Origin of the sequence: Facklamia lactis, from assembly GCF_015863205.1 — a bacterium.
In the GTDB taxonomy this organism is placed as follows: Bacteria; Bacillota; Bacilli; order Lactobacillales; family Aerococcaceae; genus Facklamia; species Facklamia lactis.
In genome coordinates, this window is sequence record NZ_JACBXQ010000006.1 from 185794 (window position 1) to 198946 (window position 13153).

Annotated in this window: 15 protein-coding genes and 1 other annotated feature; of the genes, 14 read left to right on the plus strand and 1 reads right to left on the minus strand. The window is 34.2% G+C overall.

The genetic code is table 11. The features are described from left to right. Positions 1-194: 194 nt before the first annotated feature. The gene (locus HZY91_RS10180; protein ID WP_218958251.1) at positions 195-1610 is read left to right on the plus strand and encodes a serine hydrolase; all 1416 of its coding nucleotides are present in this window, start codon (positions 195-197) and stop codon (positions 1608-1610) included. 36 nt (positions 1611-1646) lie between these two features. Here the strand turns inward: HZY91_RS10180 and HZY91_RS10185 are convergent, their stop codons facing one another. Next, complete coding sequence (locus tag HZY91_RS10185; RefSeq protein WP_197116148.1) at positions 1647-2447, minus strand: DUF4097 family beta strand repeat-containing protein; 801 nt, start codon at positions 2445-2447, stop codon at positions 1647-1649. Positions 2448-2645: 198 nt separating this feature from the next. On the opposite strand from HZY91_RS10185, the gene msrA reads away from it, so the two are divergent. From msrA to HZY91_RS10250, 13 genes are all read left to right on the plus strand, one after another. Then, positions 2646-3164, plus strand: coding sequence for a peptide-methionine (S)-S-oxide reductase MsrA (msrA, locus tag HZY91_RS10190; RefSeq protein WP_197116149.1), 519 nt, complete (start codon positions 2646-2648; stop codon positions 3162-3164). A gap of 180 nt (positions 3165-3344) precedes the next feature. After that, positions 3345-3497, plus strand: coding sequence for a 50S ribosomal protein L33 (gene rpmG / locus HZY91_RS10195; protein WP_197116150.1), 153 nt, complete (start codon positions 3345-3347; stop codon positions 3495-3497). 20 nt (positions 3498-3517) lie between these two features. Continuing rightward, positions 3518-3703 (plus strand): preprotein translocase subunit SecE, encoded by a 186-nt coding sequence (secE, locus tag HZY91_RS10200; RefSeq protein WP_197116151.1) that lies wholly within the window; start codon positions 3518-3520, stop codon positions 3701-3703. 122 nt (positions 3704-3825) lie between these two features. Further along, positions 3826-4359 carry a transcription termination/antitermination protein NusG gene (nusG, locus tag HZY91_RS10205; protein ID WP_197116152.1) on the plus strand — a complete coding sequence of 178 codons (534 nt, stop codon included), beginning with the start codon at positions 3826-3828 and terminating at the stop codon, positions 4357-4359. A 23-nt stretch (positions 4360-4382) separates the two neighbouring features. Continuing rightward, positions 4383-5165 (plus strand): TspO-related membrane protein, encoded by a 783-nt coding sequence (locus HZY91_RS10210; RefSeq protein ID WP_197116153.1) that lies wholly within the window; start codon positions 4383-4385, stop codon positions 5163-5165. 162 nt (positions 5166-5327) lie between these two features. After that, positions 5328-7559 carry an anaerobic ribonucleoside-triphosphate reductase gene (gene nrdD, locus HZY91_RS10215; RefSeq protein WP_197116154.1) on the plus strand — a complete coding sequence of 744 codons (2232 nt, stop codon included), beginning with the start codon at positions 5328-5330 and terminating at the stop codon, positions 7557-7559. Continuing rightward, entirely contained in the window at positions 7541-8110 is a 570-nt protein-coding gene (gene nrdG / locus HZY91_RS10220) for an anaerobic ribonucleoside-triphosphate reductase activating protein (RefSeq protein ID WP_197116155.1), read from the plus strand. Before nrdD ends, nrdG begins: the two co-directional genes overlap by 19 nt. A 109-nt stretch (positions 8111-8219) precedes the next feature. Then, the gene (locus HZY91_RS10225; RefSeq protein WP_197116156.1) at positions 8220-9152 is read left to right on the plus strand and encodes a CPBP family intramembrane glutamic endopeptidase; all 933 of its coding nucleotides are present in this window, start codon (positions 8220-8222) and stop codon (positions 9150-9152) included. Positions 9153-9366: 214 nt separating this feature from the next. Continuing rightward, on the plus strand, positions 9367-9792 hold the full coding sequence (rplK, locus tag HZY91_RS10230; RefSeq protein ID WP_197116157.1) for a 50S ribosomal protein L11: 426 nt from the start codon (positions 9367-9369) through the stop codon (positions 9790-9792). An 81-nt stretch (positions 9793-9873) separates the two neighbouring features. Continuing rightward, positions 9874-10563, plus strand: coding sequence for a 50S ribosomal protein L1 (gene rplA / locus HZY91_RS10235; protein WP_197116158.1), 690 nt, complete (start codon positions 9874-9876; stop codon positions 10561-10563). 47 nt (positions 10564-10610) lie between these two features. Further along, positions 10611-10734, plus strand: a sequence feature (ribosomal protein L10 leader region). A 37-nt stretch (positions 10735-10771) separates the two neighbouring features. Then, the gene (rplJ, locus tag HZY91_RS10240; RefSeq protein WP_197116185.1) at positions 10772-11308 is read left to right on the plus strand and encodes a 50S ribosomal protein L10; all 537 of its coding nucleotides are present in this window, start codon (positions 10772-10774) and stop codon (positions 11306-11308) included. Between the two features lie 63 nt (positions 11309-11371). Continuing rightward, complete coding sequence (rplL, locus tag HZY91_RS10245; RefSeq protein WP_197116159.1) at positions 11372-11749, plus strand: 50S ribosomal protein L7/L12; 378 nt, start codon at positions 11372-11374, stop codon at positions 11747-11749. Positions 11750-12032: 283 nt separating this feature from the next. Further along, positions 12033-13145, plus strand: a complete 1113-nt coding sequence (locus HZY91_RS10250) for a hypothetical protein (RefSeq protein WP_197116160.1) — start codon at positions 12033-12035, stop codon at positions 13143-13145. The last annotated feature ends 8 nt before the right edge of the window (positions 13146-13153 follow it).

Below are 13153 nucleotides of genomic sequence, written 5' to 3' on the forward strand. Positions count from 1 at the left end.
GCGAGGCTTTTTTATTTGGATATAAGGTAACCGATCTACGGGAACAAGAGATCAAAAATTAATCTATTTTGTGACTCTTTTAATGATTGGCTCTACATCAATATTCTCTAACCTACAAAAGATTGAGGTTATTAGGTATAATAAAAAATGCGTGATTTATGAAGTGAATGAAAAATAATTAATAGGTGAGGACAATGAAGAGATTAATGAAAATATTGATAAGCAGTGTATTGATACTGTTGATTTTAGCAATTTGCTATAAAGGAGTCCGAGCCCAAGTAAATTCATTTAACGATCCTAGTTCTATCTATCCTGAAGAAGCTGAAGATGAAGGGAATAAAAATATACCGGAGACCCTTTTAGCAGGGATGCCAGTATTGGAAAAAGCAAAAGGTGCTTTTATCATTGATGGTGAAAATGGACAAATTCTTTATTCTCATTTATCAGATCAGGAGGTAGAAGTCGCTGCCGTAAGTAAATTATTAACGATTTATCTTGTTTATCAAGCGCTTGATCAAAATAAGATTGAACTGAGTCAAGAGGTTTGGATATCTGATCGGGTTTATGAAATGAGTCAAGATTACGATATTCCGAATGTTCCTCTTAGACAAGATATCCCTTATAAAATAGAGGATCTATTACAAGCAGCGACCGTTTCATCCGCAAATAGTGCCACTTTAGCTTTGGCGGAGTTGGTCGGAGGGACAGAAAAAAACTTTGTTAAGATCATGCGAGATCAACTTGATAAGTGGCAAATAGAAAGTTATAACATTGTCAATGCAACGGGCTTATCTTCCCAATATGATCCTAATGATAAAGACTCAAATTTAGCAGGTGAATTTAACCGTTTAAATGCAGAAGCTGTGGCGACAATTGCTTATCACTTAAGTGTCGATTACCCACAATTTATTGAAAATAGTAGTATCGCAAAAATGTTATTTCAAGAAGGAAGCTCGGATGAATTTGAAATCAATAATCCTAATAAAATGATTAGCGAGGCAGACTCTAAGTACGCATATGATATTATCGATGGTATGGTACTGGGTTCTTCACCTAAGGATGGCTATAGTTCGGTTATCAGTGCAAAAAGAGGTAATTTTCGAACCATTGTAGTGATACTAGGGGTAGATGAAGAATCAGCTATTTATCAGAAAAATAAGCATTTAGTCGATTACAGTTTTAATGCATATCGTGTTGAAACAGTTATCAAAAAAAATAATTCTGCTAGCCAAGTAGATGCGATTTTAGTAGAAAATGGAACAAAGGACCACGTAGATTTAGAATATAAACGAGACTTAAATCTTGTGGTACCTATTATTGATACAGCACCTCGTCTTACTTATACATTTGACCCTAATGAAGATGTTAAAGAATCTGGGTATATTTCGGCACCTGTTTCTTCTGGAATAGAAGTAGGAAAAGTTCAAGTAAATATAGCGGATTATACCTTACCCGTTATTCCGTCAGGCTCAGGAAATGCAGTAACGGTAATGACTGGAGAAGATATTGAAGTTGCTACGAAAGTTAATCAGATGTGGCACGCAGTTCAAGAAAACATAGGGAAATTTTGGGATTCAACAAGAAGGTATTTTACAGACTTATTTAATTAGAAAGGAAGGCCTAGATTTAGGCCTTCCTTTTTTAATTTATTTGCTAAAATTTAGTGTGACGTTTCCCATATCCACTTCAAGAGTGATTGTTGAAGGATCTTCTGTAATAATTGATGATTGAGCATCTAAAGTTTCATCAGTCTTGAAGGACCCTAATGATACATCTGAATTGACAGTAGTAAGAGATTTTTTTTGTAGCAAGTCTAATTCAATATTACCCATTGAAACATCTAAATTATGTTGTCCTATTAATGTTGCCGTTCCTGTAAAGTTTCCCATATCTAATTGAATGTCTGATCCTTTGGCTGTGAGTTGTTTAGCTTTTAGATTTCCCATATTTAAATTAGCCGTTAAATTTTCAAATTCAGAATTTGTCAGAGAAAGTTCCCCCATATCAAGATGAATAGTTGCTTCTTGAATTTTAATATCAGTTAAAGAAACACTGTCTAGGTTAGAATGAACAGTCAAGTTTTTTAAAACAAAATTTTGGGGTAAAGTAATACGGATGGGCTGACTTTTGGTATTAAACAAGTTAAAGGAATCAAAAGAAATCAAGTTTTTAATGGGGGAACTTGTAAGAGTAAGGATACCATCTTCTATTGTATAGTTTATTTCTATTTTTTCTTTGACTTTTTGAGGTAACTCAGGAATATCGATTTGAATTTCTTTTTGAGATGAAGAGCTAATTTCTAAGGGAAAAATAGCCAAATCGGCTGAAATTGTATGGATCGGGTCATTGATGGTTTCATTGGTAGCAATAATCTCCGAAGAATTTGACGATAAAGAGAACACGAGTAAAGTCATTAGAAAACAAAATAAGTGTTTATATTTTTTCATTAATATTCCTCCTATGTCATCATCTATATTATTTATGCTTTATTATATATTATAATATTCAAAAAATCTCGGGACTAAAGCTGTATGATTTCTATATAGTTAGGAGTAGTCTGTTAGAGTTCTTAAGCTAAGGAGGCAGAGCATATTGCTAACATTAGCTTAAAAATACCTATAATATTAGGATAGAGGAGTGATAATATGTTACAAGAGATTGCAATATTTGCAGGGGGTTGTTTTTGGTGTATGGTTCATCCTTTTGACCAATGGGAAGGAGTTATTTCCGTTCAATCCGGCTACACAGGTGGTCATATGAAGGATCCAACTTATAGGGAAGTATGTACGGGAGAAACAGGACATACCGAAGCTGTAAAAATTATCTATGATGTAGAAAAAATTTCATATGATCAATTATTAGATATATTTTGGTCATCCATTGATCCAACTGATGCTGAGGGTCAATTTGGTGATCGAGGATCTTCTTATCGGCCAGAAATATTCTATACTAATAAAGAACAAAAGGAAAAAGCAGAATTATCTAAAAAATTATTAGATCAATCTGCTAGGTTTTCGAAACCTATTGTGGTTCCTATTACACCTGCACAAGAATTTTATAGAGCTGAAGAATACCATCAAGATTTTTATCGAACTAACCCAGACCATTATCAAAATTATGCAAGAGCTTCAGGTCGCATTGATTTTATTAATAAGCATAGATAATTTTTGAGAGCAAGTCGTTATCTTGCTTTTTGTTGGTATTCAAAGGTTTAAAAAGGTGTAAAATATTATTTTGATAAAAGATCAATGTTTTAAAGAACCATTTGTATTATAGAAATAAGCTTGACAAGCAATAGGTGAAAATTTATGATTAGATTTGACGTCTATTAAAGGGGGAATATCATGGCTCAAAAAAAAGCGGCGTTGGCTTGTAGTGTTTGTGGCAATCGCAATTATCAGATGACACCCACACAAATGGGCCAAAGTACCCGACTTGAAATTAAGAAATTTTGTAAAAATTGTAATCAACATACGGTTCATAAGCAAACGAAATAAAGATCGAAAGAAGGATAATGATGAATTATTTTAGTGGAGTAGCTTCTGAAATGAAAAAGGTCACTTGGCCTTCAATTAAAGATACGAATAAATTTACATGGACAGTTATATCAATGGTGGTTTTCTTTTCATTATATTTTGCAGTGACAGATTTTGCTTTTAATGAATTTGTTAATTGGATTGTTAGATTAGGGGCAAAAGGATAAAATTGTTTAATATTTTGGTATTCGTGGTATAATTAGCTCAGTAGAAGCAGACCTACTTTTATTATAGGTAGGTTTTTTATTTTGATTAAAAATATTGATTAGTAAAAGGGAGAGGAAGAAATATGGAAAAAGAATGGTTTGTATTACACACATATTCAGGCTATGAAAATAAGGTCAAAGAAAATATTATGATGCGAGCAGAAAGTATGAATATGGAAGATTATATTTTTAATGTTGCGGTTCCTGAGAAAGAAATAACAGAGATGCATGATGGGGAAAAGAAAACTAAAATTCAAAAAACGTTTCCGGGCTATGTATTAGTCGAAATGATTATGACTGATGAATCGTGGTTTATCGTTAGAAATACACCTGGTGTAACCGGGTTTGTCGGTTCACATGGAGCAGGTTCTAAACCAGCCCCTTTATTGGAGGATGAAATTGCTAGTATTTTAGGTGAGACTCCTGTTGAAAAAGTTAAATTAGAAGTTGAAGTTGGGGATCATGTGGAAATAACTGATGGAGCCTTTTCAGGAATGACGGGTGAAATTGAAGAAATTAATGAAGACACTCAAAAATTAAAAGTTGTGATTGAAATGTTTGGACGGGAAACCGTTGCAGAATTAGAATTTTCTCAGGTCAATAAGGCTAATTACTAATCATTGATGAGAGGATTGGTTTTATGGGGGGAAAGAAATATCCTCTATATTATTATGTAGCACAGATCATGTATGTTATTACGACTATTTTTCATTTATCAATGATAATAGTTCCAAAGCTTCGAATGAATTTATTTGAAAGTATATTTAAAAATTCTCACATATTAGTTCCGTCATCTTATGTATTGATACTATGGCCCATTATTTTTATTTGGCTTTCTGCTTGTATCTTCATTGGATGCCATTCCCTTGGGTCAGATCGAATGATTACTTCTTATAAAAATCTAGTAGCACCACGATACGTTGAGTTGTTTTTATATCATCTTGTATTGGTGATGTTATGGGGTAGAGGCTCTCATCTTTTTTCGATGATATTGAGCTTAATTTATTTGAGAAAGTTGATTGATTTAATGAAATTAGTATCCTCAAATTTGACATTGAGAGATAATGTATGGATATTAAAATACCCGGTAGGCCTCTATACAGGATGGATACTGGTTGTAAGCTTAGTGACTTTTTATAGTTACTTGGTGAGTCTTGGGTTCGCACCTACTAGAGCGGGGATGTTCTTAACAGGTATTGGAGTTTTATTGAGTATTCTGGCGTTTGCTTGTTATTTGTTTATAATGTATGGCAATCATATGATTATGATAGCACCTCTTATTTATTTTATGGGTCTATTAACCCAGCATCATCCAAGTTCCAATTTTAGTTTGCGACATCCTATTTTTTATATGGTGGTTGCATTAATTTTTTTGTTAGCACTAGCATTATATATTCGTCTTTTACGTTATCAACGTAAATAGCGACATGGAGAAGGGCAGTCTGAGAGGTAAGAGGCTGCTTTTTTTTATTTTGTAATTATTTAAAAATTAAATAATTAAAATTTTTGTTTACAACCTTGACTAACACAATATATATGTATAATATTCATTTGTAGCACAACATATTGTGTAGGAGGCAGAAGAATGTTAAAAAAATATCAAATGATAAATGAATCTTTAAAAGGACTTAAAGTCATTAAAAGAGATGGAAGGGAAGTCTTATTTAATCGTCATAAAATTAGAGAAGCGATTAATAAGGCAACTTTAGCGAGTGTAGGTTCTATTAAGAAACCTTTAGAAAAAGTTTTGAATGATGTTGAACAAGCAATTATAGAAGAAATTTATCAGCGCCATGTTGAGGATGTAAAAATATATGAAATCCAAAGTATTGTAGAGCACTATTTAATAGAGGCAAATCTCATTTCAATTGCAGAAGCTTATATTTCATATCGGGTCTACCGTGATTTAGAAAGATCTCAGCAAACTAATATTAATTTTAGGATTCAGCAGTTATTAAAGAAAGATCGTCAAATTGTTAATGAAAATGCTAATAAGGATAGTCGAGTTTATAATACTCAACGAGATTTAACAGCGGGCATTGTTGCTAAGTCAATAGGTTTAAAGATGTTGCCTGCTCATGTTGCCAATGCTCATAGTAAAGGTGAAATTCATGTCCATGATTTAGACTATAATCCATACTCTCCGATGACAAATTGCTCATTGATTGATTTTAAAGAAATGTTTGCTAATGGATTTGAAATTGGAAATGCTCAGGTAGAATCTCCTCAATCGATTAATACAGCAACGGCTCAAATGGCACAAATTATTGCCAATGTAGCGAGTAGCCAATATGGAGGGACATCGGCTAATCGAATTGATGAGGTATTAGCCCCTTTTGCTGAAAAAAATTTACAAAAAAATCTTCAAATAGCTGAAGAGTGGATAGAAAATGAGGAAGAAAGAAACAAGTTTGCGATTCAACAAACGAAGAAACAAATTTATGATGCAATGCAAAGCCTTGAATATGAAATTAATACGTTGTATACCTCGCAAGGGCAAACACCTTTTACTACTTTAGGCTTCGGTTTGGGCCAATCTTGGATTGAACGTGAAATTCAACAAGCCATTTTAAAAGTAAGATTAGAAGGACTAGGTAGAGAAAAAAGAACGGCTATCTTTCCTAAGTTGGTTTTTACTTTGAAAAGAGGTGTGAATCTTACGAAAAAGGATCCGAATTATGATATTAAGCAGTTAGCTTTACAGTGTGCAACTAAGAGAATGTATCCCGACGTTTTGATGTATGATCGTATCATTGATTTGACAGGTTCATTTAAGGTTCCAATGGGTTGTCGTTCTTTTCTACAAGGCTGGCAGGATGAAAATGGAGATGAAGTAAATGATGGAAGGATGAATCTTGGAGTGGTGAGTTTAAATCTTCCTCGTATTGCTTTAGAAGCTGAAAAAGACCCGTCAAAATTTTGGCAGATTCTCTCAGAACGATTGAAGATTGTGGGGGATGCCTTAGTTTATCGTGTTAATCGCGCGAAAGAAGCCGATCCTAATCAAGCCCCCATTCTTTTTAAACATGGAGCATTTGGAATTCGATTAAAAGAGGGAGAGGAAGTTAATCAGGTTTTTAAAAATAAACGAGCAACTGTTTCGCTAGGTTATATTGGATTGTACGAGGTAGCGTGCCACTTTTATGGACCTGAATGGGAAATTAATCCAAAGGCGAAAGCATTTACTTTGGAAATTATGCAAAGATTAAAAGAAAAAGCAGATGATTTAAGCAATGAATATGGCTACCATTTTAGTGTTTATTCAACACCTTCAGAAAGTCTGACTGATCGATTTTGTCGATTAGACTGCAAGAAATTTGGTCGTATTGATCATATAACAGCTAAAGGGTACTATACTAATTCTTTTCATTATGATGTGAGAAAAAGTCCAACACCTTTTGAAAAGATTGACTTTGAAAAAGCCTATCCTAAGTTTTGTTCTGGAGGGTTTATACATTATTGTGAGTATCCTAATATGCAACAAAATCCCAAAGCTTTAGAAGCTGTTTGGGACTATGCCTATGATCGAATCGGTTATTTAGGCACGAATACTCCCATTGATAAATGTTATAAATGTACTTTTTCAGGGGAATTTGAAGCAACGGATAGAGGATTTATGTGTCCTGAGTGTGGGAATAATGATCCAGAAACTTGTGATGTTGTTAAAAGAACTTGTGGCTATTTAGGCAATCCTCAATTAAGACCGATGGTGGAAGGAAGGCATAAGGAGATTAGTGCTCGTGTTAAACATTTTAAACGGTCTATAAGTCATTCAGACTTTGAAAAGGATGAGGGTAAATGGACAGTAGACGAATAATTGGACCTAAAAACCCGATGGCTAAAGAGTGGTTGGCGAAAGATTGGTCTTGCAATAAAGTAGCGGATTATAAGCCTTATAATTTTGTGGATGGAGAAGGAGTACGGTGTTCTTTATATGTTAGCGGTTGTCTATTTGCCTGTCCAGGTTGTTATAATAAAAAAATACAAAATTTTAATTACGGAATAGACTATACTGAGGAGCTGGAAAATCGGATTATCTCTGATTTATCTGCAGACTATTGCCAGGGCTTAACTTTATTAGGAGGAGAACCCATGCTGAATACAACTATCCTAATACCGCTATGTCAGAAGGTTAGAAAAATGTATGGAGCTGATAAGGATATTTGGACTTGGACAGGTTATACTTGGGAAGAGTTATTGAAAGAATCAGATGATAAAAAAGAATTACTTTCTTTAATCGATATTTTAGTAGATGGTCGGTATCTTCAAGAAAAAAGAAATCTGTCTCTTAGATTTCGGGGGTCTAATAATCAAAGAATCATTAAGGTAGCTGAAAGTATTGAAAAGGGAAGGGTCTGTTTATGGTAGAAAGTAGAGGAGAATTTTATTCAAATAGGGACTTTTAAATATTTACAATTTTTTATGAATTCGCTAAGATTAACTTATAACAATTAATAAATTAAGTGGAGGTAATTTTATGAAGTGGCCTTTAAATCATTCGATGCTATTAACAAAAGAACAAGCAGACTCCAGTCCTTGGATGACAATACTTTTAACGTTCATCATGTATATTGCCAATATATTTGTAACTGCAATTGTATCTATTCCTTTTATTTTTCAATTTATGGGTAAAGAAAACATTGACTTCACGGATCCATCGGCTAGTTCACAAATTCAAGAACAGATGAGCCTAAGCTCATCAATGACTTATGTTAGCCTGTTTCTAACCCTAATTATGATTATAATAGCCTTGCTATTTGCACGTTGGTTTCAAGGTCGGAAGAGTAATTCTTTTGGTTTTACTTCAGAAGATTTCTTTAGGAAATATGGGATCGGCATTCTCGTAGCGGCTGTAACCATGGGGTTGACCTACCTTATTAATTTATTGTTAGGCACCATTTCAAGCCAGATGAATCCTGAACAAAATGGGATGGCTTTTATGCTTTTATTAATCGGTTTTATGATTCAAGGTTTGTCTGAGGAAGTATTATTAAGAGGCTATATGATGAATGGAATTGCTGTTCGCTGGGGGGTTCTTGCCGCAATATTAATTAATTCTATTTTATTTGGTTTAATGCATTTAGCAAACCCAGGAATTTCTTGGATAGCCATTGTCAACTTGATTCTTGCGGGCATATTTTTTTCACTACTATTTTATATCACGGACAATCTTTGGTTAACTGGCGCTGCACATTCTTTCTGGAACTTTATTATGGGAGTAATTTTTGGAGTGCAAGTAAGTGGCCTTGTGCTTCCGGGTTCTATTTTGGTGACTAAGGCGCATGAGCAACATGCCTTAATTAATGGAGCTGAGTTTGGATTTGAAGGGGGACTTGTCGTCACAGTCATCTTGGTTATTTCGTGTTTCTTCTTTCTTTCGAAAGTGAAACATTTGAAGCCGGTAAAATAGATTAGATAAATATTTTTAGATTCTAAAGCTTCTTATTTGAAACTATTAAAATAAGAAGCTTTATTTTTAAATAGTTATTACCAAAACAGCTTGCATTTCAAATGGACTTCCTCTATAATATCACGGTGCATGTAAAAGATTATGTGCATTGGGTGGGAGGAGTCTGATTACTCCAATTACCACATCACGAAAAATGAAATAAGGAGGAATCTTCGTGGCTAAAAAAGTTATTACTCAAGTTAAATTACAAATTCCTGCAGGACAAGCAAGTCCAGCTCCACCAGTGGGGCCTGCATTAGGTCAAGCCGGTGTGAATATTATGTCCTTTACTAAGGAGTTTAATGCTCGGACACAAGAACAACAAGGAATGATCATTCCAGTTGTAATCGATGTATATGAAGACCGTTCTTTTAGTTTTATAACTAAAACACCGCCAGCTCCAGTTTTACTTAAAAAAGCAGCGGGTATTCAAAAAGCTTCAGGTGAACCTAATAAAAATAAGGTAGCATCTGTGACTCGTGACCAAGTTCGCGAAATTGCTGAAATTAAAATGCAAGATTTAAACGCAGCCGATGTAGAAGCTGCAATGCGTATGGTTGAAGGTACTGCCCGTTCAATGGGAATTACCGTACAAGACTAATCGTAAACGTAGCTTCTCGCCCCGTTTCTATCGGGTGTGGGAGGGAAACCCCGAATAACCACAAATATAGGAGGAAATTTAATGGCTAAAAAAAGCAAAAACTATGTAGCGGCTAAAGAAAAAGTAGATCGTACAAAAAAATATGATGCAACAGAAGCAATTGCCTTAGCAAAAGAAATTGATTTTGCTAAATTTGATGCATCCGTAGAAGTATCATACAATTTAAATATTGATGTTAAAAAAGCAGACCAACAAATCCGTGGAGCAATGGTATTACCACATGGAACAGGTAAAACTCAAACAGTTGTGGTCATAGCTAAGGGTGAAAAAGCAGCTGAAGCTGAAGCAGCTGGAGCTGATTTTGTTGGTGAAGAGGAACTCATTAATAAAATTAATGATGGATGGTTAGAATTCGATGTGATGGTTGCAACACCTGATATGATGGGACAAGTTGGACGTTTAGGTCGTGTGTTAGGACCTAAAGGTTTAATGCCTAACCCTAAAACAGGGACTGTTACAATGGATGTTACGAAAGCAGTTAATGATATTAAAGCCGGACAAGTAACATATCGTGCTGACAAAGCTGGTATTGTGAATGTTCCAATCGGAAAAGTATCTTTTGATGATCAGAAATTGCTTGAAAACTTTAAAGCTTTACACGAACAAATTATGCGAATCAAGCCTTCAACTGCCAAGGGTGAATATATTACTAATTTGGCATTATCTACTACCTTTGGACCAGGTATCAAAATTAATGTAGATAGTTTATAAAAATAGTTATTTTTAAGTTGACAAACAAAAAAATAACTCATATTATATATAAGTATTTTAAACGACCTAAGACAGTAAGTGGTGTAAGCCTTAATTTCTTACCGAGGAAGTTCCAGTTATTTAGGAATCTATCTCTATGTCTAGGTGACATAGAGGTTTTTTTATAAAAAAATCTCTATATCATTCTTATGGAGGTGAAATGATAAGTATGGTTAAAGAAGCTGTAATTAATGCAAAAGCACAGGAAGTTTCTCAAGTAGCAGAGCAATTAAAAAACGCTGCAACCACAGTTGTAGTAGACTATATTGGTTTGACAGTTGAAGAAGTAACTGATTTGCGTAAACAATTGCGTGATGCAGGTGTTCAAATGAAAGTTGTTAAGAACACAATGCTACGTCGTGCGGTTGCTGAAGCAGACATTGAAGTACCGGAAGATTTATTTAAAGGTCCTTCTGCAATTATTTTTTCAGATGATGTAGTAGCTCCAGCTAAGATTGCTGTTGAATTTGCTAAGAATAATGAAACTCTTGAAATACGTGGTGGAATCGTAGAAGGTGTTGCAACCTCTAAAGAAACAATTGAACAAGTTGCAAAAATGCCTGGCCGCGAAGAACTACTTTCAATGTTACTATCTGTATTACAAGCACCAATGCGCAATGTTGCTTCAGTTCTTTCTCAAGCAAACCCTGCTCAACAAATGGTGTATGCACTAAACGGAGTCATCGATCAAAAAGGCGCTGCTTAAGTCCTTTAAAAAGATGGGTCTCATAAAACAAACTAAAATAAAAAAATTTGGAGGAAACAAAAAATGGCATTAAATATTGAACAAATTATTGAAGATATCAAATCAGCAACTGTTGTAGAATTGAACGATTTAGTAAAAGCAATTGAAGAAGAATTCGGTGTTTCTGCTGCTGCTCCTGTTGCAGTAGCTGCTGGACCTGCTGCTGGTGGAGAAGCTGCAGCGGAAGAAAAAACTTCATTTGACGTAGAGTTGACATCAGTAGGAGACGCTAAGATTAAAGTTATCAAGGCAGTACGTGAAGCAACTGGTTTAGGCTTGAAGGAAGCTAAAGAATTAGTTGATAACGCTCCTAAGATGATTAAAGAAGGATTATCTAAAGAAGATGCTGAAGAATTAAAAGCTAAGATTGAAGAAGTTGGCGGTTCAGTAGAAGTTAAATAATCTTTTTATCTAAATAAAAGTTTAAATCCTAATCAGTTATTTGACTGGTTAGGATTTTTTTATCTATAATAAAGGTATATTAGGCAAATATGTTGCTAAACTTTTACATTTATTCTTAAAATTCGGTATAATATAAGAGGTTTGACTTGATAAAAATCTTTATTATAAGTTTTTGAATAACAGTGAGGGGATTTAGTAAAATATTCCTTTAATTTTGAACAATTTAATGTACAATTTATAAATAGAGAACAGTTTAAATAATAAAAACTTTGGGAGATAAGCGATGAAAGATTTAATGAAAAGCGTTAGTAGTATAGTAGTAATATTATCTTTATTAGGAGTTTCAATGCAATCAATTTCGGGACAGGAAGAAGAATCGATTTATGTTCCGCGTCCTGCTAGACCTTCAGAATTAAGTTCGCAGACTGATGAGTCAGAAGAGACAAGCGAGGGTGAAGTTACTGATGAAGAAAGAGGGCAGCAAGTTGAAGAAAGGGAAGGGAGCTTAGAAGATACAGAAGAAGAGAGTAAAGAATCTGAAGAATCTGAGGATCCTGAGTCTCGAAGTAATAAAGAAAAACGTGATGAATCTGCCGGACTTTTTGAAACACCAATTGTTGTTTATCCTGTTAATGAATTTAGTAGTAAGAAAGATTTAAAGGCTTTTGTAGAGTATCTTGAAATTGAAAAATCGACTAAAGACCAATTTGTGACTGAAGATATTTCTACTGATGAGCGTTTTTTATTAAATGTTAGTTATTCAGATACCGCTAAAGAATCGGGTCAGCCAATTGTCTTATATGCTCCTTTTGAGTTTGAAAGTGAAGCAGCAGCAGAGGAGTTTATTGAGCATAACTTATCTATTTATCCAGACCTATTCTTTACAGGAGAGCCCTATTTAATTGAAGGGGATCAGAAACAACTTTATGATGTTGCTTTTGGTATTAGACCACATGTTAACACTTTAGCTTTTGTTAATGATCGTGAAGCAAAAAAAATCTATTATAGTGAAGAACGATCAGACTATACCTATGAAATAGAGATTGGAGAAGAAGATCCTTATCAGGAAGCCATTGAGAAAGCATTTCCTGGGCAATTTAACTTTGAACAAAAAAAAGATGGAAATGTTACGAAAGTAACGATGAAGCAAATTGCAGAAAATCCGGAACAAGAAACTATTAAAAAGAAAGCAGAAGAAACAAAAAAAGAAAGACAGTCATCAGGTATTTTTGGTAAGATAAAGACAGCTTCTAGTAATTTGATGGATAAAGTTAAATTAAAAGATCGTATGGTAGCTGTAGGAATTCCTCAGGAAAATGTAGGGATTGTAGGAATTGGTTTAGTGATGAGTATTATATTATTAGTTTTACTATTAATAGTGTTGAGTAGACGATAAAAGGAGGA